This window comes from Terribacillus saccharophilus (assembly GCF_002272075.1).
Classification (GTDB): Bacteria; Bacillota; Bacilli; order Bacillales; family Amphibacillaceae; genus Terribacillus; species Terribacillus saccharophilus_A.
Window position 1 is genome coordinate 65,053 of the sequence record NZ_NPBJ01000021.1, and the last position, 23,010, is coordinate 88,062.

The window sequence follows — 23,010 nt, forward strand, 5'->3', positions numbered from 1 at the left end:
CTCTTTTGGGGATAATGTTTTGTATACAGCTAAATCGCTTGAAAAATGGAACGCGGGAGAAATAGTCATATTAAAGACTCCTTCCTGCCGGGAAGAATTTACTGATCTAGATGCGGAGATTGTACCATTTTCCATGACGAATGTTAGTGCTTTTCTAAAAGGTATCTATCATCTGGCCACTTCGCGCGTCGTGATGGTAGATAATTATTTTGGCTTTCTTGCCGTAACTGATTTCAAACCGAATGTCACATGTATACAGCTGTGGCATGCAGCAGGTGCGATGAAAAAATTTGGTTTGACAGATCCTTCTGTTCAAACAAGAAGTCCAAGGGCTCAGGAAAGATTTAAACAAGTATACAGCCGCTTCACATATGTAACCGTCGGTTCTGAAAAAATGGCATCCATCTTCCAGGAAAGCTTCGGACTTTCGAATGCGAATATACTGCGAACTGGTATGCCACGGACGGACTTCTTCTTTGACAATAGTCAAATCGAGCAAATCGAAAAAGAAATTACCGAGCAATATCCGATTATCAAGAAGCGTAAGGTCATCCTATATGCTCCAACTTACCGAGATGATGAGCTGGCCAAGCCTAAGATAGAACTTGATATCGAACGCTTATACCGTGAGCTGGGGCAGGAGTATGTATTATTCCTGCGCCTCCACCCTGCTGTTACATGGGATCTAGCAAACTATTATCCAAATTTCGTAATCGATGTAACACACTACAAAAATATCAACCCGCTTTTACTAGTGACGGATATTTTGATTACCGATTATTCTTCGATACCATTTGAGTATTCTCTGCTTAATCGTCCGATTATCTTCTTTACGTATGATTTGGAGGATTATCAGAAAAAACGCGGTGTGTCAGACGAATATCTCGAGTCATTACCTGGACCAATGGTCAGAGATACAAAGTCACTCATCAAAGTAATTAAAAAGAGTGACTTCCAGCTGGAGAAGGTTCAGGCTTTCTCGAAGCAGTGGAACCAATATTCGAACGGACACGCTAGTGAGCAGCTGGTACAAGTAATGTACACGTCCAATCCGGCCGTTGCTGCTACAGCCAATCCTTCTACACAAACTACACGCTGATGTTATCAGCGTGTAGTTTGTTGTGTACAAAAAACCCTTCTCCACTGGAGAAGGGTTTCGTTTATTGCTGATGCTGTTTGCGTCGTTCTTCTTCTGTCACTTTCGGGAAACCTACCATATTGAGTAATGGACGATAGCGATCGCTAATCAATCCAGTAATTTCGACAATCAATTCAATTACTATTGCCAAGGCAATAATCAGGATGGCCGATCCCCACATGGTAGCTTCTGTGTAAAGGACACCAGTAATGCTGAAGATTCCGCTGATTGCATAGATTACTATAACAGTCTGACGATGCGAGAATCCTAGATTTAGCAGACAGTGATGCAAATGCAGCTTATCTGGTGCTGACAAAGGCTTCTTCTGTACAATCCGGCGGATAATGGCAAATGTCGTATCCAAGATCGGTACGCCAAGAATGATGATTGGCACGATCAAGGAGAACAATGCGACGTTTTTGAACAAACCGCTTACGGATAGGACAGCAATCATATACCCGAGGAACAATGCTCCTGTATCTCCCATGAATATCTTAGCCGGGTGGAAGTTGAAAACTAGGAAGCCAAGTGTGCTGCCCAAAAGCAGGACACCCATCATTGCAGAAATTGGGTTACCCATGCTTATTGCTATCATAGCGATTGTGAATAACGCGATAGCTGAAACTCCTGCTGCCAATCCATCCAACCCATCAATCAAGTTGATGGCGTTCGTTATACCGACAATCCACAGAATCGTGATTGGAATCGCCCAAGCACCGAATTCGATACGGCCAGTGAATGGCAATGTTACAAAGTCGATCTGAATTCCGCCCAAGACCGTTAAAGTTGCAGCTGCAATCTGTCCGATAAGCTTCACTCTTGCAGAAAGCATGAACTTATCGTCCAACATACCAATCAACGTGATCATTGTTGCACCAATCAGGATTGGTGCTGTGTTCGAATCATGTGGCATGAAAATTAGATAACCGATAATGAAACTGATGTAAATGGCCAATCCGCCCAGTCGCGGCATAATTTTCTGGTGTACTTTTCTAGCGTTTGGTTTATCCGTTGCTCCGATTGCGAATGCCAGCTTTTTCACCATAGGCGTCAGCGCGATCGAAAGAATGAAGCAAACTGCCAACGCTATGATTAAAGGCGTTATGTGTACCATTTGTATCCTCCTAAATAGCTTGCAAATCGTTCCAAATATGCTTTTATAGTCCAAGTATCATAATTTACTAGATTTCGACAGTATTCTGCGTAGGTTCTGTACTATTATAATGTTTCTGTTGACAAAACACAATTACACACAATGTAAAGTTTACATCATAACTGGGTCAAGTGCCTTTACATTTCTTTTACATTTTATCAAGCTTCTTTAATGAAGTTGCTTAAAATCGTGAACATTCGCTCTTTTCCGGATCGAAATGGCTCTGGCTCGAAGCTCTCTGTTTCCTGTATTATCTTGCCCAGGTCCTCTCCTTCTCCCCAACTAAGGATATGCTTTTGTTCCAAGAAGATGGACATTAGCTGCAGCTGATGATCATCGTTATGTTCTCCATACTTTTTCAGTCTGGCTGCTGCGATGACTTTTTTTCCTTTTTTTAAGGCGGAGATAACCGATCCGGTGCCAGCATGCGTGATAACAAGCCGGGCATCCTCCATCAGCTGATCCATGACCTCATAGTTAACGAATGGTTTAATCTTCAGTAGGTTACTGTCAAACTTCGTGTGTCCAGCTTGAACGACAACTTCCTCGGTGATGAATCCTTCTCTTTTCAGCCGTTCCACTTCTTCGAGCAGACGGGTGAATGGAAGCTCGTGGGTACCTAAGACGACCAGTATCAATAGATGGACCCCCCATAGACCGCTTTCGGATAAATCTGTTTCATCGTTTCCCATTGAACAATGAATAAATCGGCAATCGGATAAATCAGCTTTCCAGAAATGGTCGGTGAAGTGGACTTCGCAAAGCTCTCAATGAAAATGACCCGCTTCCCGAACAGTTTAGCAATGTAGCACATCGGCACGGATGTATGTGCTCCTGTGGAAATGACGACATCCGGACGATGCTTCAAGAATAAGAAAATCGATTTTATGATGTTATAACTAAACTTGAATATATAGCGAAAAGGATAATTACGCGCTCCGTAAACAAGAAAGCTCATCGGGTGCTTGCCCTTCATTTGCTCCGTAATTTCGGATTTTTCTGTCACGATATGATAGTCATATTCTTTGAATAGCGGTTCCAGCTGCAAAAGCTGCGTTAAGTGTCCGCCAATGGAAGAGATCAGAAGCAACTTTTTCTTTTTATTTTTCATCACAGAATCGCTCCATTTCAGTTAAGGTGAGATGCTATTGAAAGAACTTCTCCGGCTTCTGCTTGACCAATCCATACAGGAACCCGAGGAACAACGCCAGATAAAATCCAGATGCTGGTGACGATAAAATGTGGCCGGCAATGAATGCTGCACCAAGACCGATACAAGCTCCCACACCACTGAACAAAGCTGTTGCGCTTACTGTACGGAATCGCTGCTTGAATATGAATACCAGAATACTGCCGATAACGAACAGCAGTGGCAGTACGAGGATCAATGTCCCGAGATATCCGAAGCCGAAGAACCAATCCAAGATATCCATCTCGATGATCCTCGGTTCACCCCCTGTGTAGTTCCCGCCGATTCCCATACCGAATACTTTTTGGATGACTGGTGCCCGTTCAAAATAATAAAGTACAGTGCCAAAGAATTCTTCCCGCCCATTCAACGCCATGAGCTGCCAGGAACTCCACTGTCTGACGCTGCCAGGAGGTGGAACTTCCCCACCTTCTTCCTCCGGCAATGGCGGAGCTTCTGCTTGTTCCTGCTGCTGTGCTGCCTTTTCATTTGCCATATCTACCGACAAACCGAGGTTATTACCTATTGGCATTTCAGGCGATACGAAGACGGTCACTGCTAACAGAACTAGGACAACACCTGCTTGAATGAAGTTATTGCGTTTGATTATTGCTTGTATAAGGAGCAATAGGAAGGCCATCCCTAATACAAGCAGTGCTGCTCCAAATGCGACTTTCGTTCCGATTGTCAGCATCGCCCATATCATGACGGCTATAAGTGCTGTACAGATAATTTGCGCCAGAAGGCCCTTCTTTATGAACAGATAGTAGATGATTGCTCCACAGAAACCCATACCTAAAATGGCACTGATTTCATTACCGGAAAAGAACCAGCCAGAATGACCTTGCTTTTCCAAATAATCGTAGCTCCTCTTCCCTGTACCAGTGAGTTCCGCTATAAGCATCACGACACTGACAACACTTGTGTTAATAAATAGATATTTCGGTACAATCGCTTTCCATTCCCTATTTTCTCCGATATGACGGAAAATCATCACATAAACGAGTAAGGCAGTGATGAAGAAGAATGTTTTCAAGATAAATGTCAATTCACCTGCCGCTGAAACAGGATCCTTCCAAATCATATTGACACCGAAGTTGATGGCAAAATAGACAGCCAGCACTAGCATGTAAATGAAAGTATTTCTGCTCCAGCGCCGATCTGGGTAGCTAAGCATGTACAATGCTCCAATCGGAATGACGAGCAGCCGAATTGGATTGGAAACCGGTATCGAGAAGTACGACAGCAGGTCTAGAAACGGCTGAGCCAAAATGAAGAAAATGAACAGCTTTTCGAATATATGATAATTGTCCTTGAGTTTCTGTGTCAGAGCTTGCAAATGATTGTCCTCCTTCGTGCCACTCTTGCCAATTACTTAGCAGCGGAGCCGCCTCTTCCCAATAGGATGTAGAATGATTTGATTTTCATCAGGAATACGCAGATCAGAAATACGATGACACCGGCTGCTGAACAGATAAGAATTGTCAGGATAGGCTGTACATCGCTCAATGTCCCCTTAATAAAGAGGACAGCGATTCCCATGATGAGTACACTGGCAGTTGTCTTGGCCACATCCGCCAGCATCCCTTTAATAGGTATTCCACCCGTGAGCTTCCTGAATATAAGGAAGCAGGCGACTGCATAGATTAATCCTGTCACAGATGAAGAAAGCGGGATACCGATGAAACCGAAGCTTTCTGTAAATAAGTAGTTGAGCAAGAGCTTCAAACCGATAGATAGGAACCCTAGCCGCATCATGTAATGTCCCTTTTCCATCGTATAAAAACCATTGTTTACGATAATTACCAGACTGTAGAATAAGATGGTTCCGAAGTAATAGTAAGCTGCGATGCTCGTCTCCCCTACATCATGAGAGTTGAACTTTCCTCTTTCGAATAAGACGGAGACGATCTCCGGCATCAAGAGCATCATGCCAGTCAATACAGGCAGCAGTACAAAATACATTATCTGCAAACCGCGTGTAATGTTTGCTTTGAAAGCATCCATGTCTTGTTTGGCATAGGCGGCAGCAAGCATAGGGAATATAATTGTTCCAATACTGACTCCGACGATATTCTGTGGGAATTGTGTCAGATTCTTAGCGAAATTCAAATATGTAACGAAACTTCTGCCAAGCATATTAGCAAAGGAACTATCAATCAGCAGTGTAATCTGGCCAATCATCGCAGTAAGTGCTACCGGAATGAAGATTCCATAAAATCGCTTGTTCTCCGCCCAATCGATCTTGCTCCGTAACGTTAGTGTGCGTTTTGGAATCAAAAGCACCAGCTTGAAAAGCAAGCTTAGAATTACGCCTGCCAAGTTACCGAATGCAAAAGCATAGGCTCCTATATCATCAGCGAAGAGCAAAGCACTTCCTATTGTTCCTAAGAGCACGATTGCTTGTGCCAATACCGATAAATAATATTTGTTCTCGGCATCGAAGTACGCTTCGAGCACAGCATTAACGCCTACGAATAATAACGATGAAAGGAAAATGATCGTCATGATCGTTGCCATCTGCGCTGTATCGCCTGTTAGATTCGGAAACAGAAGACGAATATATATTGGCGCGATAACGATGAAAACAACCGAGATCAGCAAACTGAACAGCAGTGTCCCTTTCCATACATCCTGCAGATGCGAAAGCCCTCTGCTCTTTTCTTTGTATTTGATATAACTTGGAACGAACGCACTCTTCATCCCTGTTGTCAGGAACAAGATAAACATATTCGGCAATGCGAATGCCGCAAGATAAGCGTCCGCTTCACTGCCTGATCCGAAATAATAGCCTATCAGCATATCCCGGATTAACCCTGATATTTTTAGCACGAGGGTCACGAATAGCAGTAGTAAACTGGCGATGCGAAGTTTCGACTTCATGATAGGACCTCTCTCTATTTGCCCATGCAGCACAAAGCTCCTGGGATGCGTATTGCTGGCTAAATTATAAGACTGAATAGAAAGGCGTTTCAAGGCAATTTACAGTATCTTAACGTAGGTCACAGTAGTTAAGGTACCTTAAACCCTTCCAGTAACTGGGCTAGGAGATAACTTTACAAAATATTCGTATATTCATACTATTTACAATTACTTCACCATTAGTTAACAGTTGCACAATAATCCTTTGCTAGACTTGGTTCGACATATCCTAGAAAAGGAATGGAGTGTACGTATTGAAAATAGCTGTATTGATTCCATGCTACAACGAAGAACAAACAATCGGTGATGTTATCGATGCTTTCCGGAACCAGCTGCCAAATGCAGATATCTATGTGTTCGACAACAATTCAAAAGATAAGACGAGTGAGGTTGCCCGAAGACACGGCGCAATTGTTCGTCACGAATACCAGCAGGGTAAGGGACATGTCGTCCGTTCTATGTTCCGAAACATTGAAGCGGATTGTTATGTAATGGTCGATGGGGATAATACATATCCAGCTGAATTCGTCCATGACCTGATTGCACCGATACAGGAAGGCCGTGCTAATATGGTCATCGGTGACCGCCTGTCGAATGGCACATACCTAAAAGAGAATAAGCGCAAGTTCCATAACCTTGGGAATACGATGGTGAAGAACTGCATCAACTTCCTATATAAAAAGAAGCTTAGCGATATCATGACAGGCTACCGTGCCTTTGACCGTCTTTTTGTCAAGACAATGCCAATTATGAGTCCCGGATTCGAGATCGAGACCGAGATGTCTATCCATGCACTCGATAAGCGGCTTGCAATCGTCGAAGTACCTATTACTTATCGGGACCGTCCGGAAGGAAGCTATTCAAAATTGAATACGTTGGCTGACGGCCGCAAAGTGCTTTATAAGATTTTCACCTTGTTCAAGGAATATAAACCGATGCTCTTTTTCACAGCGTGGTCCCTTCTGTTTCTTGTACTTGGATTAGCTGTCGGTATCCCGGTCATTGCTGAATATTTCGTGACCGAGTTCATCACACGTGTTCCTTCGGCCATTCTCGCGGTTGGATTAGTTGTCCTTTCGGTGCTAAGTTTCGCTTGCGGTGCGATATTGGATACTGTTGCTTCCAATCAGCGTAAACAATACGAATTGGAATTGAACCGGATCCAGGCAGATAACAAACCAAGACCGGTCCAAGGTATGACCAGAACTGGAGGCTCCCTGTAATGACGCGCGTTCGAAACCTTTTGATCAGTGTGGCTGCAGGTCTTGCAGCCACTATTTCTGTATTGGCTATAATGCAGGCACGGCAGGATACGTCTCTTTTGAAATATGCTGCTCTTTCTGTTATTAGTATTTGTTTCTTTTATGCTTTTCTCACTTTTCGTAAACAAATTCTCCAGTCTGTGCTGGAGAAACGCTACATAATGATAGGCATCATATTGCTGTCTGTTTACACGCTGATCAGCTTAATTGACTGGCCGCTGTTCATCAATCGCCCTTGGTATGAGACAGTGCTTGTGGATCTTATTTCACTTGCTACGATCTTCTGCTTCTTTTCCTTCATTGCTTTTATCCTGCTGCGTGGAGGTTATATGTGGCAGAAAACGACGGTAAGCAGGTGGCAAATCCTGTGGTATATGCTGCCGATGATACTCGTCTGGATGTTCTACTTGCTCGCCTTCTTCCCGGGTAATATGAGTCCCGATTCCTTGAACCATTGGCGGCAAGTAGAGAACATGGAGTTCAATAACTGGCATCCATTTGCTTACACAATGGTTATCTTAGTATTAACAATGATCTGGGATTCCCCTGCTATCATTGTCATATTCCAGATTCTGCTCATGTCGTTTGTTTATTCTTATGGAATCTATTCCTTCCGTCAGTTTGGACTTGGAAAGGGTATCGCTTGGATTGCCGTTCTTCTATGGGCAGTACTGCCGGTCAACGGCATTTTCTCCACCATTCTTTGGAAAGATGTTGTTTATAGCACCTTCATCGTCTTCTTGACACTCTTTGTCATGAAAACAGTGCTACAGGAAGGAAAAAATCTTCGGACTTGGAGTGGCATTGCAACATTTACGATTGTGCTTCTAGGCATTGCATTCTTCCGTAATAATGGATTGCCAATTGCCATTTTAACGGCCATTGGCATGCTCATTGCGTATCGACGAAACTGGAAGCAGCTGCTGACACCGCTCGTGTTGGTTTCCGCGCTTTATATTGTCGTCACCGGACCAGTATTTACGGCTTACAACATCCAATCTGCCAATCCGAATGAGTCGATGAGTATTCCGACGCAGCAAATTGCTGCAGTCGTGTCCCAGGATGGAGAGCTGACAGAAGAGCAGCTTGCTTATTTGGATACTATACTGCCGATTGATGACTGGGATGCGTATAATCCATATCTAACAGATCGAATAAAGTTCCATGATAATTTTAAGGATGATGTTATTGTGGCAGATATGGGTAAGTACATTTCGGTCTGGTTCGAGATTGTGAAGCAAAATCCTGCTATCGTCATAGAGGCTTATTTGAAGCAAACCTCTCTTATATGGCAAATTAACAAGCCTATTGATGGCTATACAAACCCTTATACAATCGATGTTGATCCAAACAGTATGGGCTTGGAAACAAAGCCGGTGAGTCAGACTTTATATGATGTTATAGAATATGGACTGGAAACATCCCGCTACCATACGGAAGAGCTCTTCTGGCGACCAGTCGTGTTCAGCATTCTCATCGTCCTGTTCAGTTTGATAGCTTCCCGTAAACTCGGGGCGATTGCCTGGCTGCCAATTTTGCCTGTCCTGCTCAATACAGGGACGATGTTTGTCGGACTGCCGGCTCAGGATTATCGCTACCAAGTTAGCAACTGCATGGTGAGTATTTTCTTCCTTCTCTTTGCTTGTTTGTACAAGAAAGGAAAGGAGCCTAGCTATGGAGAACGCGCAACCCCAACACAACAGTCATAGCAAACAAAAGCTCGGTATTGCTTTAATCTTATTGTCAGCAGTATGCACAAGTGTCGGTCAGTTGTTATGGAAAATTGCGGACGGGGAAATAAATATTCCCCTCCTGATCGGCTGTGTTTGTTATGGAGCAGGAGCAGTTACCATGATGATTGCATTCCGTTTCGGCAAGCTTAGTGTGCTGCATCCAATGCTGAGCCTTGGTTATGTTTTTGCATTAGTAATGGGTTCTATCTTCTTGGATGAGCATATCTCTGCCATGCATATTATCGGGACTGCGCTGATTATCGTTGGGGCAATCCTGATTGGGGGTGGAGAGAATTAGTTGGATCTTGTTAGTTTCTTGTACGATGCTTGGAGCTGGCGGTGGATTTTTCTTCAAGCGAGCCAGTGATCCATCAACACACACCTATCGTACGCTTCTAATCGGTCTCACTTGTTATGGGTCCGCTGCATTGATCAACATTTATGTGCTCACATTGCTGCCTTATTCTGTCGTCTTCCCACTGACCGCTATTACCTATGTATGGACACTGTTGCTGTCGTATTACTTCTTAAAAGAAAATATTCGCCTGCGGCAAATATTCGGTGTCGGCCTGCTTGTCGCCGGCGCTGCCTGTCTTGTTCTATGAAAAAACGACTCCCATTTTATTTCTGGGAGTCGTTTTCCTTTTGTACAGTTGTATTGACTAGTCTATATGGGCGTACCCGAACTAATTCTGTAAATTGTTCCGAAAGATGCAAGGTGGAAAATTTGAAATTCGAGTCTGCCCAGCGCATGATAAAGCCGACAGTAGCAGCCATTTGAAAGTGAATCATCAGGTCATAATCAACCGGAATCCTTGGAGTTTCTGTTTCCATGTAGAAATCACCTGATAAGCATTCGACGAATACTTTCAGCATCTTGTCAGCTATGTCAGGATAAAGAATTCGAAGTGCCTGTAATACACGTCTTTCCTCATAGATATGCGTGAATATGCGCATCGTAGACGGAGCCTGCTCCTGTAAATCGACATAAGCACTTTCCTTATAAGGTTCTAACAATGCAATGGAAATACCATCTAGGAAATCAGTAAGAATACTTTCCTTCAAGCTCTCTTTATCGGCAAAATGCTTATAGAAGGTACCCCGATTATAATCGGCTTGATCGGCTATTTGCTGGATGCTGATCCGCTTATCTTCTTCCTCCAGAATCAAATCGATATAAGCCAGCTTAAGAGCCTTCACACTTCTTTTACTACGTCGGTCCGTTCTTAATTTCATCAACAAAACCGCCTTTTTTGTTCATTAATATTATCTATCTTACATTTTTTTAATCTATTTGTTGAATAGGCTACATTACCTAGAATATTGAGCATTGTTACCTAATTGTCAATGCGCTAAGATTACTATGACATAATTTTCTCTAAATCTTCAGCTACTATCTTCTACATACAATAAGGGGGCTCGCACAGTGAAGGAATTCCAAGGACAAGTCGTTTTGATCACTGGTGCTGCCGGCGGAATCGGGTCAGCTGCAGCCAAAGCTTTTGCAGAAGCAGGAGCTAAACTTGCGTTGATCGACCTTTCAGAAAAGGCATTGAAAAGGGCCTCGGCAACTATTGATACAGAAAAGATTTTGCTTCCTGCAGACGTTACGAAAGAAGCAGAGGTAGAACAATTTGTTGAAAAGACACTGCATCGTTTTGGAAGAATCGATGTGTTCATTAATCAGGCAGGGTTGAGTGGTGATTTTGTTCCGATTACAGAACAGACTGCTGCGAGCTTGGAGGAAGTACTTCAGGTGAATGTAATCGGCGCTTTCCTCGGCTTAAAACATGTTTTACGTGCCATGATCAAACAAAAAAGCGGCGTGGTCGTGAATACTGCATGCAGCGGCAGCCTACTGGGCGGGCCCGGTATGAGCACGTATGTTGCCTCCAAGCACGCCATGCTCGGACTTAATAAGACAGCAGCATTGGAAGTCGCAGACTATGGTATAAGGGTGAATGCAATTTGCCCTTCAGCTTTAGATACAGAATGGATGGAAGCTATCGAAACAAAAGCAGCTAAAGGGAATGAGAACACAGCTCGCCGAGGCTTTGAAGCGAGTTCACCTATGAATCGGTATGGAGAAGTCGAAGAGGTAACTGGATTGATGCTCTTCCTTGCTTCTAATCGCTCCAGCTTCATCAACGGCTCTTATTACCGTGTCGATGGAGGACAAGGCACAACTTCTGTGTAAAAAAAGAAAGACGAGCGACAGTTCCTGTCCGCTGCGTCTTTTTTAATTGGAATTAAGTTCTTCTTTTAGTTTGTCAAAGAGGATGCGGGCACCTTCCGGACTTAAATACAGGTTGTCTGCATATTGCTTGTTTTCCGGCGTGATTTCTCCCGTTATGGCACAAGTAAAACCAGGCTGATACTTTCGGAAGATGATCTTGTCACCTTCGACAAAAATTTCCACAGGATCTTTTTCTTCTATGCCGAACTCTCTTCTAATTTCTTTCGGCACGACGACACGCCCAAGATGATCGACCCGTCTCGTAATCCCGGTACTCTTCATGTAAACGCCTCCTTTACTGTGATGTTAACACTATACTATATATTTCTAATTTTTGAAAATATTATTGTCGTAAAAAAGAGCACAAACACTAATTATGTTTGCGCCCCCTTGTGCTACTGAAGTATTCCTTCCAATTCCTTGCGTGTCCTATCCGTGATAGCTGCATCTGAACCGAGATAGAAGATTTCCGGCTGATCGGTAATCTTATTCAGGAAAGCTCGTGTTGGCTTCGTGACAGCATCCGGTCTCGTAAGAACGATCGGTGCATCATACTTAGCTGCAAGAGGTGCACCCGACAGGCTATCTACAGTCGTTTGACCGTTTGCAAAGAATACTTGATCCGGATTAGTTCCATAATACTTCGTGATAACAGCAGCATTCGTTGAATAGCGATCAGCTCCGTATACGCGCTCCACAGAGGCGCCGAGCTGTTTGACAGCATCCGCTACGCGTTTAGATACAACTGTCTCACTGCCAATAATCGTTACTTTCTTGATACTATTGCGCTTAATATAGTTCTTTACTTCATCATGCAGTTCCCCTGTTCTTGTCAGCAAGATAGGGATACCCTCAATGCCTGCATGAGGTCCGATCGTCAACGCATCCGGTGATGTCTCATCTCCGACTGCCAAGAAGATCTCAGATGGCTTACTCGTAACAGCCGCTACTTCTTCTGCTACTTTTACGGCTGTCGCATAACGAGTAGATCCGGCTACCCGTTCAATTGTGCTATTAGGGAACTTCTTACGTAAATCGTTCTCAACATTTTTTGAAATAGCTGGTCCCGCTCCGACAATATAAATGATGGACGGATTTAGTCGGTCAATTTCCGTAACTGTCACCTGCTCCAACTTATTCTGATCAGTTAGCAAAAGCGGAGAATCCATTTGAGCCGCCAGGACACTTCCTGTGAAAGCATCGATTGGCAAATCACTTCTTCCAAGCACGACTGCTTCAGGAGATTCCAGATGCCAACCGTAGTTAGAGATACTCGCACTAGTGGCATTTCGGCGGGAACCTTCAAGATTGTGCACAACAACAGGCGCCTTGCTCAAATAACCGCTGGCTACATAACCAGTCTTGCCGCTGCTAGTACGCACTGGGTACCAAACATAATGATTCACATTGGAATTATTTGCAGTGTAGCCGCCAGTGATTGTCAGCTTCTCTCCTCTCGGCAAGGAACCGACAGAAGATCCATTCGGGCTATTGCGCAGCGTTAGCTTGTCAGCTGTAACGTAGACTGTGCTGCCATTCCCATAATTCTGTGTGCTCTCATGCAGTGGTCCTGGTGTGGAAATCTGATTTGTCTTGAATGAGAAGTACGAACCAAGTTTTCCGCTAATTCTGCCAGGTGTTAAAAGATGAGTTGGGAAAGGCGTCGTCGTTATTAACGACTGATTCTCCATCTCCTTATACACAAGCTCTTGGTAAGCAGTTTGCGGATTAGCTATTGGATCATTCCGTTCCAATCGGCCATTATATGCCAGAATAGCAAAGTACCAGTTTTCTAATTTATCAGGATTTCCATCGTTGACCTTCGGAATCAAATTATATGCTAAAGAGGATTCAGCTTTTGAGTTAGCTTCATTCCATTTGTCTTTTAGAATACGCATCCCGCGGTCGATGTTATAGTCAATATCATGCATCAGGCGCTCGATTTCCTCCGTATCATTGCGGTTATAATCGGAAACCTGCATGATCCCAATACCAATACAGTCATAGCCGATTACGACATTGGATCCATCCGCAATGTTGCAGGAAGCCTGATAAGAAGGTGTGCTTCCCGTCCAATACTGTTTCCAGCCACTTTCACGGAATGCAATAGATTTAACGATTTCCGCTGGCACATCATATTTAACTGCAGCAGCTGTCAGCTTACGGCTGATTGTGTCGTAGCTTGGATTTGAATAGCCTGCTGCACTAGCACGGAACATGCGTGCTTGTACAGCACTTGCTGTCGGTTCTGTCCGCTTATCCTCTATCGTCACTTGCTGTTGATCTACTGTAAATGCTTCGATATATACTTCTTTAGGTTCTGCAAGTGGTACATCTTGTTCGATTTTCGGATAGCTGACTTCAAGCTGTGCCCTTTCCTCATCTACAGTGAGTCTTGCTCCTTCATATAAATTGGATTGATAAATGCGTTCCAGTTTCTCACTTGTGACATGCAAAATGTCGAATTGCAGAGCTTGGGCAGTTCCATGAGTGCGATACTCTACAATTAAATAAGATGCATTGTCCATTTTCGTTTCCTGAACAGAAGCAATATCTGCATCTGGGATCGTGGATTCATAAAGCGTCCCAGAATCTCCTGTAATACGAATCTCCCCATTTTTATTATTCGTCACTTCGACAGTTTTACCATCTGACAATTGGACTTTTGCAGCACCCTGTGAAAAAATATGACTGCTCGATTCCGCATAGACACCACCCGGCTGGATGAATGCTAAACATGCAAGAAAAAGACCAGCAAAAAAGACAAGTGTATACGTCGCTCTGCTTCTTTCCACCTGTTACCCTCTTTCTTTTACTAGATTTACAATACAATATACTTATGTCGAATTTTGTATTGCCTCTTTTAAACTATAAAAAGGGTAGGTGGATTTTACTAGACAATCGGAAGAAATTTAACATTGCGAAACTCGATTTTACAATTCCTTAATAAAAAAAGTCCAACCGCGGTTGGACTTCATACAGAGAATATTTCCGATAGACGTGGCTTAATTGCTTCCACTTCATAAGCTGCTGCTGTCTGTTTTGCCTCTTCTTTCATCGACAGCTTCGCTGCTTCTGGCAGCTCCATATAAGTATTAATGCATCCAGCCAACTCCTCAGCTGATCCCGGTTCAAAAAGAAAGCCATTCCTGCTGTGTTTCATGTAGTCTAACAGTCCTGCCATCCGGCTGCCGATAACAGGTGTTCCGCATGCCATAGCTTCTAGACCTACAAGCCCAAGGCTTTCTCCTTCTCGCATAGTTGGAAAACAGAACACAGTCATACTATTGTATACGCTGTTCAGCTTTTGCTGGGACAGAAGCGGGAAATGCACGAGATCTTCCCGTAAGCCATAATCGTCTACCAATTTATCGAAGCTTTCTTTCTCCAATCCATCACCAATGAACAATAGCTTATGGTTTTCCAATTTGCCTTGTTCCTTCAACAGCTTTGCAGCCTTCAGATAGACATCCCAGCCTTTTCCTCTATCAATTCGTCCCACAAATCCAATATAGCTATATGCTGCTTTAATCTCCAGCTCCTGGCAAGCTAGCTTTGTTTCCTTCTCATAAAAGGTATGTTTGTTGATACCGCCAGAAGGAAATATTTCGATCCGATTCGTCAAACCGTATTTCTGCTGCACAAGCTGCTTATAATAAGCGCTTGGTGTAATAACAGTATCAGATACTTCTAACAACCGCTTCACATAGGGCTGGTATTTCTGTCGTTTCTGAAACTCTGGCACAACATCACTGCCGTGCACATTTGTGTAAACAACCATATTCTTATTCAATTTCTTGGCAATCAGCACTGGAATTGAATTATGCGTTGCATAATGCACATAGGTAACATCATATTTGCGGAATACTGATTTTCCGATTACTTTGATAAAGTGACTAGCATAGGCAATCAGCTTCCCGATGGAGCTCGATTGTTTTGTGACGACAGTACGGTCGAATGTTACTCCCGACTGTGCAAGAATCTTCTCCGTATTTTCGACAAACACCCCATAATTGGGATGCTGCTTGCTTGGATACATATTTGCGATTAAGTGAACTTTCATAAAATGTGCCCCTTACGTACTTAATTGTAAACAAATTGTACGCTTATTCGACAGTGGTTGCAGTAAGATCGTCTACTTCTTTAGAAACAATTTACAATCAATGATCCAGCAGACCGAGCAGGAACTCATAGCTTGTAAAGGAATCACTCCAAGTCGACCAATTCATTTTCTGGGCTTTCCATGGCGTAACGAAAGGTTCATTTTGGTAATAATCACCTTGATTTGCCGGAAGGAATGCTCCTGCTTCCAGACCAGATATAATAGCTGCCTGTTTATCGTTCTGCGCCCCGATATCCACTTTGGTAGTGAACAGTTGACCATTTGCCATTTTCCAAACTTGATCATCTTCCACCTGCGCTGGTTTCACTGTAGGAGCTTGACTGGCATAGGCAAGTAAAATGTCAGTATCTAAATGATAGCCAGCTAAAAGCTTGTTGGCTTGTTCATCTTCTGCAAGATAAGATGCTTCAAACTTATACATACTTTCCTTACCATCGGTAGCAGCTGGTTGTTCAGCCAACTCCGTGATTTCCCCTTCCAAAGCAGGTCCATCATCAAGCTTGGCTTCAATCGTCATAGCATTCTGCACCTGTTTCCGCTCTGCTTCGGTCAGTTCTCCGGTAATGACGAGATCACTGCTCTGTAAAGTAATAACAGGCTTATTCCCAGATTCATCGATGGATTTAACAGTTCCTGCAGATGGACTCGTGACAGTCACAAATTCACCTGTCTCCTCCAAACCTGCCAGCTGCTCTTCTGCTGCAGTCAGCTCCGCATTCTTCTCAGCAAGCTCTTTTTCCAGACTGATGCGGTATTGTTCCTGCAATTGGGTAGTCTGTTCTTCCGTTGCCTGCTGCAGCGCTTCACTAGCTGCATCCGTATCTTCTTCGTTCTCAGATTCGTCTATCGTTTCTGGAACATTCACATCTTCTGAAAATGCGGCAGCCGCAAAATCAGACTCACCTGCTTCTGAAATTGCCTGCTCGACTGCCATCACCTTTTCATCCAGCGAGGTAATGCTAGCAGTTAGTTCACGATATGTTTTTGCATAATCAGCTACTCGGTAACTGAAAAGGTCAGTGCCCTCTTCTACTGTATCACCAGGCTCTACAAGCATTTCCGACACAGCTCCTGATACTGAATCAAAATAGACTGGCTCTTCCTTTGCAGAGGTTAGCACACCCGGAACAGTTAACGTCTCTTTTACATCCTGCGCTGTTACTTGCTCCCACTTATGTATATAATTTGTCCTGCCTACCCGGCCATCATCATCCAAAAACAGGATGGCAATGTTGACCAGTACAAGGACGATTCCTAATGCTAGTATTAGCTTTTTCATCATCCTTCAAGCCCTCCTATGCGAAGATGAATGCAACAATCTTATTCCCAATTCCGCCAAGCAGTGTCAGCATTAGCATGTAGCAAAGATAGATCATGCCGACAACAGCCCATACATGCCATCGTTTTGCAGGGAACAGCAAAAGCAGGCATCTGGTTTGGAAATACAGGATGAGCAGCTGGAACAATGATACTGCACCAAACAAGCTGATGACCCAGGGTCTGTCTGTAAACAGATCGGCAATGACTCCAATTGAAAACGGCGATCGATCCCATTCCAAGCCTGCTGCTAGTAATAGAAGCAGCCAGGATAGAGCTTCCAGTAGAAATACAACCCCAACACTTAACTGGATCACAACTAGTTTCTGATAAGGAATTTCATAAAACAGATAAAATACGAGAGACACAACAAAGATTACGAGAAGTCCGAGTCCGAGTCCCCAGACGAGTCGTCCGATGATGAACGAAAACTTCGCGGATTCGTAATCCGAACCTATGTACACTGCATTCAATTGATTCAGCGTCTCTGTCCCGGCACCAACCCATCCTAGTGCAGCAAAGACGAGACAGAAAGCGAGCAGGATCAGGACAGTCCATAACCAATGGCCACGCAGCTGCTCCGCTTCCCGCAGTTTGAATAATGTCTCCTTCGGGTTAGTCAAGAGACGGAAAGGATTCGTATGATATGTCATGTTCTGCCATCCTTTTTCTATATGTATATTACTAAGATTATCTTAATTTTTAATATATTGCATCTTTCAACAAAAAACCACAGGCAAACATGTAAATTAATTTTTACATGTCACCTGTGGTAACTACTTACTTTACTTGTATTTTGGAATATCCAAGGTAATAGAATATGAATCTAGTATGTTGTAGATCTTGTACATATTATATGTCTGCTTAGAAGCCCAGCCAATGTCAGTAGCATATTGATGTGTTGCATATCCATTAGATACGGCTTTTTCAGGGTTCCATCTCATCTTATAGATGGTATCCTGACCAAGGTCAATATAATCTTTTCGTACAAACTCTGCTCCTCCAATAATTGCTGCTTCCGGCGTGAACCAGCCTCTATCATAAGCTAACTTAGCACCGCCTAGAAGAGCGTTATTGTCATTGGCACCGATTCCATACATATTGTATACTGTCTTACCATTATAGGTATAGCCTTTTGCAAGTTGAGATGAACCATTACCAGTCTCTAGTATAGCGTGAGAAATCAGGTAGACAGCATTCACACCATATTCCTCGGCACCTTTTTGGAAGCTAGCCGCCTTTCCTGCTAAAATTCCTTTTCCATTCAGTACCTTATCGTTTACTTCACTCACATTAATACTTCCTGGATCAGAAAGCTTAGCAAATTGCAATTGTTCCTGCAATGTAGATTGGAAGTTATCAGGATTAATTTGATACTTCAAATCCGTGCGGGTTGGAGGTACCCATCCGCCAAGCTTGTACCAAGTATAACCCTGGCTGTCTTTCGAACTGGATAGAAGCGAAACAATATCGCCGCTTCGGAAACGGCCATCGTGCACACCGTATTGTGTACCAGGACCTGTCCTGACATTCCAATCGCTTCCATTTACCTTATATGAGCCCCCGCTCTGATATATAGCATCCTCTCGTAGATAGATATCATAGCGAGTATCTGTCTTAGGAGCTGCTTTCATCTGAAGGTCAGTCATTGCGTCCAATGACAAGGAATAACTTGAGTATTCTTTGACGATCTCTTTCTTCACCGATTCTTTGAAGGTGAAGGATACATTTGCACGGCCTGTGTTCTCATAATAATAAATCTTCACATCATGCCAGCCTGCATCCATGTATTTTGCTTTTTCTTCTCTTAGCCCTTTATCCGTATTCCATGAATCGATGATTACTTTTCCATCTACTTCCAAACGAACTCCATCATCTGCATCCAAAGTAAAATCATAATTACCAGCTTTCGATATATTAATCTGTTTTTGCATGATTATAGAAAATCTGTTTGCAGGAATACCGGCTGTCGGGCTTTCATACTGCCAGTCAAAATCAATATCGTCAGCTTCCTCTATCTTCACTACTTGATCTGAAGATACAGGTTTATCCGGGTCGATGATGTTCGGATAATAGCTTAATGTCCAAGCATCTTTATGGTACAGATCGGATTCTTTATATGGTTTGATGGAGAAATCGATATTGGACTTGCCTGTTTCCTCCAAATATCTAACCTCGATCCAATGCAATGTACCTTGGTCTCCATTCTTGATCGTTACTTTGGCAGCATCCTTCTTATTATTGCCTGAACTCCATCTGTCCAGCACCACTTGGCCATCCACAAGCACTTGTACGCCATCATCAGCGATAGCTTCCAAGTAATAATCTCCGGCTGTCAAGCGCTTAGCAGTTACATAACGGGCTGAATAATTGTTTTTCTCCACATTATCCATCGGTGCATCATACGCATGATCTTCCGTAAACCCGCTGTCCTCATTTGGTGTAATAACCTTCGCATTTGCAGGAGTTCCACTTGTATCGGAGTTATTGTAATAATACGCAATCCAATTACCCAGCGGCTCAACATTTGCAAAAAAGGATGCACGGCCGCTTGCTTCGTAATAATCAGTTTTGACAGTATGTGTCGCATTGCTGAGTGTCGGAATAAATGCTTGCGCCAGTTTACCCGACGAAGTTCCCCACTCATCAATAACCTTTTTACCGTCAATACTCATCCGAACTCCGTCATCTGCATATGTTTGTGCGAAGTATTCGTTATTACCGGCAATTTTCTTTGTGAAGGAGGCTGAGAAATTATCAGCATTCATATTACTGAAAGGCTTGTCGCGATCCCAGTTGTACGCAATCTGATCAAGTTTGTTCCCTGATGTTGCACCGCCTACAGTTTGTACATAATCCCCTGACAAAGTACTGTTCGGATAGAACTGGGCAAACCAGCTGTCTGCTTCCACTTCTTTCTCTGCATCATGCAAGTAGAACTCTAATCCACTTCCATTCGTTTTGTCATAATACTCGATCCGAATTTTATGTACATCTTTATCCGAACCGCTGCCTGTATCCTTGATATCGATGTAATCAGTTGTTTCGCTCTTCCAGTAGCTGCTAGGCTCCCATTCATTCACAACTTCTTTACCATCAATATAGATTCGCATACCATCATCTGCTCTAGATCTAAGCAGATAACGGCCAGCTTTGATTCTTGTCGCAGTCTCATAGCTAGCAGAGAAGTTATCCGAATTTATTCCTTCTGCCGGAGAACCTTTGCCGTTTTCGACTTTAAGACTTGAACCATCACCAGAAATGGTTTCCTGCACTTTCGGATTTCCACTGAGATTAGTATTATTATAGTACGAAGCTATCCAATCTCCAAAAGATCCAATATTTGCAGAAATAGCTGCCTCTCCAGTGTTTTCGAAGTAATCAATCGAAAGTTTATGATCACCATTTTTCAAACCTGTTATGGTAGCAAAATCGGTTTTTCCACTCGAATTGCTCCACCTGTCGATAATACGTTCATCATCAAGATTCACCCGTATACCATCGTCAGCATTTGTCTGAATGAAATAATCTTTGCCACCTTCCAGAAGTTTCATATATCTAGCTGAGAAATTATCAGCATTAACTTCGGAATATGGCTTGCCGGTTCCCCAATTATAAGAAACCGCATCTACTTTCTGTCTCGTGTTATTGCCGCCTACCGCTTTTACAGGAGTGCCAGACAGGGATTTATTATTATAGTACAATCCTACCCAGCTATCTTTCTCTAAAAGATTATCTGCTGGTTCAAGGTAGAACTCCAATCCACTGCCCTTTGTTTGCTCATAGTACTCAATCTGAATAGTATGGATGTCCTTTTGATCACTAGCGGCATCTTCCCTGTCTTTCACGGAAATTACTTTGGTCTTTTCACTTGCCCAATAGCTGCTTGATTCCCAGTTATCCATGACTAGCTTGCCGTCCAAGTAAACACGCATTCCATCATCGGCTCTTGTACGAAGAACATAATTACCAGCTTTTATCCGTTGTGCAGTAGCATAACTTGCAGAGAAGTAATCTCCGCCAACTTCATTCACCGGTGATCCATATCCGTTTTCTACTTTTAAACTTGTACCATTTCCGGAAATTGTATTTTGGGCAGCTGGGAATCCACTTAGCTTCGTATTGTTATAATACAATGCTATCCAGTTACCTAAAGGAACTACTTCACCAGCAACTCGAGCTCTTCCGGTTGATTCCATATAATCAACACTCATTACGTTAGAGCCGGACTTAAGATCGGTAATAATTCCAGTATCAACTACCCCTGAACTGTTACTCCATCGGTTGATGACTGTTTTACCATTCACTTCTGCCTTCACGCGATCATCGGCTATTGTCTGGACAAAGTAATCTTTGCTGCCGTCTAACAATCGATAATAGCGCGCTGTAAAATTATCAGCATTGATTGCTTGGAATGGTTTATCCCGTTCCCAATTATAGAACAGCTTCTTCACATTCGTTCCGGCAGTTGCTCCGCCTTCTATGATCGCAGGGAGTCCACTGAAATTCGTATTATTATAATAAGTGCTGAACCAGCCATCTTCGGTTGCTTCCTCAGATGCTTTATTCAAATAGAATTCCAGTCCGCTTCCATTGCTTAGTTCATAATACTCGATTCGGATTGTATGCACATCTTTGTTGGCAGATGTTTGTTTATCCTTGATGTTTACAGCATGGATCTGTTCACTCTTCCAATAACTGCTCTTATCCCAGCTATCTACGACAAGCTTGTCATCAATATAAACTCTCATACCGTCATCAGCACGTGTACGGATATAATACGTGCCTGCGTCAATATGCTGTGCAGTGGAATAATTTGCTGAAAAATTATCCTTACCAATACCACTGATTGGGGCACCTGTTCCATTTTCCACTTTGAGGGAAAAACCATCGCCTTCTGTTACTTGTCGAGCTTTTGGCATTCCACTAAGTTTCGTGTTGTCATAATACCATGAAACCCAATCCCCAAATTCAGCTGCATCTGCAGCAACTTTAGCTCTGCCCGTATTTTCCTTGTAGTTGACTTGGAAAATCTGATCACCTGAAGCAAGCCCTGTTGCAATCCCGGTATTTATTTCGCCTGAGGAATTGTAATTTTGGTTGATTACTGTTTTATCTCCTACCTTTGCTGTGACTTGGTCGTCAGCATAGGTTTGAACGAAGTAATCTTTTCCTCCCTGCAACTTTTTGTAGTAAGTAGCTGAGAAATTATCAGCAGGTGTGTTAGCATTCGGTTTCTCTCTATCCCAATCGAAAAAGAGCTGAGATTGCTGGTTCCCCGACGTGCTGCCTCCCTCTACATAAACAGGTGTTCCAGAGAATGAATTGTTGTTGTAATACAATCCAAGCCAATTGTTCTTCTCAGTTTCCTGCGAGTAATTATGCAGATAAACCTCTAAGCCACTGCCATTTGTCTTGTCGTAGTACTCTACTTTGATTTCATGAAGCTGCTTGTTTGACTGGTTCTTATTATCGGAAATTGTAATTACTTTTGCTTTCTCACTTTTCCAATAACTGCTCGGAGACCAGTCATCCACAATCTTCTTTCCATCTATATAGACGCGAATCCCGTCATCTGCACGGGTCCTAAGAATATATTTACCAGCAGGTACAGTTTGAGAAGAAGTATATACAGCTGAAAAATTATCCTTATTTACACCACTAGTTGGTGCATTGGATCCGTTATCCACCTTCAGGCCGCCAGCTTGCTGGGTCAATTTCTCCTGTACAACCGGTTTACCCGACATGTCCGTATTATTAAAATACTGAACAGACCAGCTCACTTGATCGGCTGCTTCGGTTTTATCTACAAAGGCAAATAGGCTGACAAAAAAAGCAAAGGCAATAAGAACTGCACTATTCAATTGTAAAAATACTTTAATTTATGTCCCCTCCTATTAGACTCATATACTATAAAAGTCTTATTTTTTACACTTA

At 43.1% G+C, this 23,010-nt stretch carries 18 protein-coding genes; 6 read left to right on the forward strand and 12 right to left on the reverse strand.

What is annotated here, in order from left to right:
- The first annotated feature begins 19 nt into the window (after nucleotides 1–19).
- On the forward strand, nucleotides 20–1,099 hold the full coding sequence (locus tag CHH48_RS10610; RefSeq protein WP_245840368.1) for a CDP-glycerol glycerophosphotransferase family protein: 1,080 nt from the start codon (nucleotides 20–22) through the stop codon (nucleotides 1,097–1,099).
- A 61-nt stretch (nucleotides 1,100–1,160) separates the two neighbouring features.
- Here the strand turns inward: CHH48_RS10610 and CHH48_RS10615 are convergent, their stop codons facing one another.
- The 5 genes from CHH48_RS10615 to murJ form a co-directional block, all read right to left on the reverse strand.
- Nucleotides 1,161–2,252 (reverse strand): glycosyltransferase family 4 protein, encoded by a 1,092-nt coding sequence (locus CHH48_RS10615; protein WP_095219376.1) that lies wholly within the window; start codon nucleotides 2,250–2,252, stop codon nucleotides 1,161–1,163.
- Between the two features lie 197 nt (nucleotides 2,253–2,449).
- On the reverse strand, nucleotides 2,450–2,929 hold the full coding sequence (gene pssE / locus CHH48_RS10620) for a PssE/Cps14G family polysaccharide biosynthesis glycosyltransferase (protein ID WP_095219375.1): 480 nt from the start codon (nucleotides 2,927–2,929) through the stop codon (nucleotides 2,450–2,452).
- The gene (gene pssD, locus CHH48_RS10625) at nucleotides 2,926–3,402 is read right to left on the reverse strand and encodes a PssD/Cps14F family polysaccharide biosynthesis glycosyltransferase (protein ID WP_095219374.1); all 477 of its coding nucleotides are present in this window, start codon (nucleotides 3,400–3,402) and stop codon (nucleotides 2,926–2,928) included. Before pssD ends, pssE begins: the two co-directional genes overlap by 4 nt.
- Nucleotides 3,403–3,436: 34 nt before the next feature.
- Nucleotides 3,437–4,819, reverse strand: a complete 1,383-nt coding sequence (locus CHH48_RS10630) for an O-antigen ligase family protein (RefSeq protein ID WP_176466432.1) — start codon at nucleotides 4,817–4,819, stop codon at nucleotides 3,437–3,439.
- A 32-nt stretch (nucleotides 4,820–4,851) separates the two neighbouring features.
- Nucleotides 4,852–6,363, reverse strand: a complete 1,512-nt coding sequence (gene murJ / locus CHH48_RS10635; protein WP_095219372.1) for a murein biosynthesis integral membrane protein MurJ — start codon at nucleotides 6,361–6,363, stop codon at nucleotides 4,852–4,854.
- A gap of 293 nt (nucleotides 6,364–6,656) precedes the next feature.
- Here murJ and CHH48_RS10640 point away from each other — a divergent pair, with 293 nt between their 5' ends.
- From CHH48_RS10640 to CHH48_RS10655, 4 genes are read left to right on the forward strand one after another with little or no spacing between them, the layout of a single operon-like run.
- Complete coding sequence (locus CHH48_RS10640; protein WP_095219371.1) at nucleotides 6,657–7,625, forward strand: glycosyltransferase family 2 protein; 969 nt, start codon at nucleotides 6,657–6,659, stop codon at nucleotides 7,623–7,625.
- Nucleotides 7,625–9,373 carry a DUF6020 family protein gene (locus CHH48_RS10645; protein ID WP_095219370.1) on the forward strand — a complete coding sequence of 583 codons (1,749 nt, stop codon included), beginning with the start codon at nucleotides 7,625–7,627 and terminating at the stop codon, nucleotides 9,371–9,373. Before CHH48_RS10640 ends, CHH48_RS10645 begins: the two co-directional genes overlap by 1 nt.
- Nucleotides 9,339–9,695 carry an EamA family transporter gene (locus CHH48_RS10650; RefSeq protein WP_095219369.1) on the forward strand — a complete coding sequence of 119 codons (357 nt, stop codon included), beginning with the start codon at nucleotides 9,339–9,341 and terminating at the stop codon, nucleotides 9,693–9,695. Before CHH48_RS10645 ends, CHH48_RS10650 begins: the two co-directional genes overlap by 35 nt.
- On the forward strand, nucleotides 9,682–10,002 hold the full coding sequence (locus tag CHH48_RS10655) for an EamA family transporter (protein WP_245840372.1): 321 nt from the start codon (nucleotides 9,682–9,684) through the stop codon (nucleotides 10,000–10,002). The genes CHH48_RS10650 and CHH48_RS10655 overlap by 14 nt, the downstream gene beginning before the upstream one ends.
- 16 nt (nucleotides 10,003–10,018) lie before the next feature.
- Here CHH48_RS10655 and CHH48_RS10660 read toward each other — a convergent pair whose 3' ends face one another.
- Nucleotides 10,019–10,633 carry a TetR/AcrR family transcriptional regulator gene (locus CHH48_RS10660; RefSeq protein ID WP_095219367.1) on the reverse strand — a complete coding sequence of 205 codons (615 nt, stop codon included), beginning with the start codon at nucleotides 10,631–10,633 and terminating at the stop codon, nucleotides 10,019–10,021.
- A 190-nt stretch (nucleotides 10,634–10,823) separates the two neighbouring features.
- Between CHH48_RS10660 and CHH48_RS10665 the strand changes: the two genes are divergently transcribed.
- A complete protein-coding gene (locus tag CHH48_RS10665) occupies nucleotides 10,824–11,594 on the forward strand; it encodes an SDR family NAD(P)-dependent oxidoreductase (RefSeq protein WP_095219366.1) in 771 nt (256 codons plus the stop codon).
- Between the two features lie 42 nt (nucleotides 11,595–11,636).
- Here CHH48_RS10665 and CHH48_RS10670 read toward each other — a convergent pair whose 3' ends face one another.
- From CHH48_RS10670 to CHH48_RS10695, 6 genes are all read right to left on the reverse strand, one after another.
- Complete coding sequence (locus CHH48_RS10670) at nucleotides 11,637–11,915, reverse strand: AbrB/MazE/SpoVT family DNA-binding domain-containing protein (protein WP_095219365.1); 279 nt, start codon at nucleotides 11,913–11,915, stop codon at nucleotides 11,637–11,639.
- A 113-nt stretch (nucleotides 11,916–12,028) separates the two neighbouring features.
- Nucleotides 12,029–14,428 (reverse strand): cell wall-binding repeat-containing protein, encoded by a 2,400-nt coding sequence (locus tag CHH48_RS10675; RefSeq protein WP_095219364.1) that lies wholly within the window; start codon nucleotides 14,426–14,428, stop codon nucleotides 12,029–12,031.
- A gap of 179 nt (nucleotides 14,429–14,607) precedes the next feature.
- Nucleotides 14,608–15,696: a glycosyltransferase gene (locus CHH48_RS10680; protein WP_095219363.1), complete on the reverse strand. Its 1,089-nt coding sequence runs from the start codon at nucleotides 15,694–15,696 to the stop codon at nucleotides 14,608–14,610.
- 97 nt (nucleotides 15,697–15,793) lie between these two features.
- Nucleotides 15,794–17,038: an efflux RND transporter periplasmic adaptor subunit gene (locus CHH48_RS10685; protein WP_095219362.1), complete on the reverse strand. Its 1,245-nt coding sequence runs from the start codon at nucleotides 17,036–17,038 to the stop codon at nucleotides 15,794–15,796.
- 13 nt (nucleotides 17,039–17,051) lie between these two features.
- Complete coding sequence (locus CHH48_RS10690) at nucleotides 17,052–17,726, reverse strand: hypothetical protein (RefSeq protein WP_095219361.1); 675 nt, start codon at nucleotides 17,724–17,726, stop codon at nucleotides 17,052–17,054.
- A 132-nt stretch (nucleotides 17,727–17,858) separates the two neighbouring features.
- Complete coding sequence (locus tag CHH48_RS10695) at nucleotides 17,859–22,937, reverse strand: PA14 domain-containing protein (RefSeq protein ID WP_095219360.1); 5,079 nt, start codon at nucleotides 22,935–22,937, stop codon at nucleotides 17,859–17,861.
- Nucleotides 22,938–23,010 lie beyond the last annotated feature (73 nt).

Excerpts from the sequence above, each read along its gene's own strand:
- CHH48_RS10615 (WP_095219376.1), bottom strand. The coding sequence starts at position 2,252 with ATGGTACACATAACGCCTTTAATCATAGCGTTGGCAGTTTGCTTCATT.
- pssD (WP_095219374.1), bottom strand. The coding sequence starts at position 3,402 with ATGAAAAATAAAAAGAAAAAGTTGCTTCTGATCTCTTCCATTGGCGGA.
- murJ (WP_095219372.1), bottom strand. The coding sequence starts at position 6,363 with ATGAAGTCGAAACTTCGCATCGCCAGTTTACTACTGCTATTCGTGACC.
- CHH48_RS10645 (WP_095219370.1), top strand. The coding sequence starts at position 7,625 with ATGACGCGCGTTCGAAACCTTTTGATCAGTGTGGCTGCAGGTCTTGCA.
- CHH48_RS10650 (WP_095219369.1), top strand. The coding sequence starts at position 9,339 with ATGGAGAACGCGCAACCCCAACACAACAGTCATAGCAAACAAAAGCTC.
- CHH48_RS10660 (WP_095219367.1), bottom strand. The coding sequence starts at position 10,633 with ATGAAATTAAGAACGGACCGACGTAGTAAAAGAAGTGTGAAGGCTCTT.
- CHH48_RS10670 (WP_095219365.1), bottom strand. The coding sequence starts at position 11,915 with ATGAAGAGTACCGGGATTACGAGACGGGTCGATCATCTTGGGCGTGTC.
- CHH48_RS10680 (WP_095219363.1), bottom strand. The coding sequence starts at position 15,696 with ATGAAAGTTCACTTAATCGCAAATATGTATCCAAGCAAGCAGCATCCC.
- CHH48_RS10685 (WP_095219362.1), bottom strand. The coding sequence starts at position 17,038 with ATGATGAAAAAGCTAATACTAGCATTAGGAATCGTCCTTGTACTGGTC.
- CHH48_RS10690 (WP_095219361.1), bottom strand. The coding sequence starts at position 17,726 with ATGACATATCATACGAATCCTTTCCGTCTCTTGACTAACCCGAAGGAG.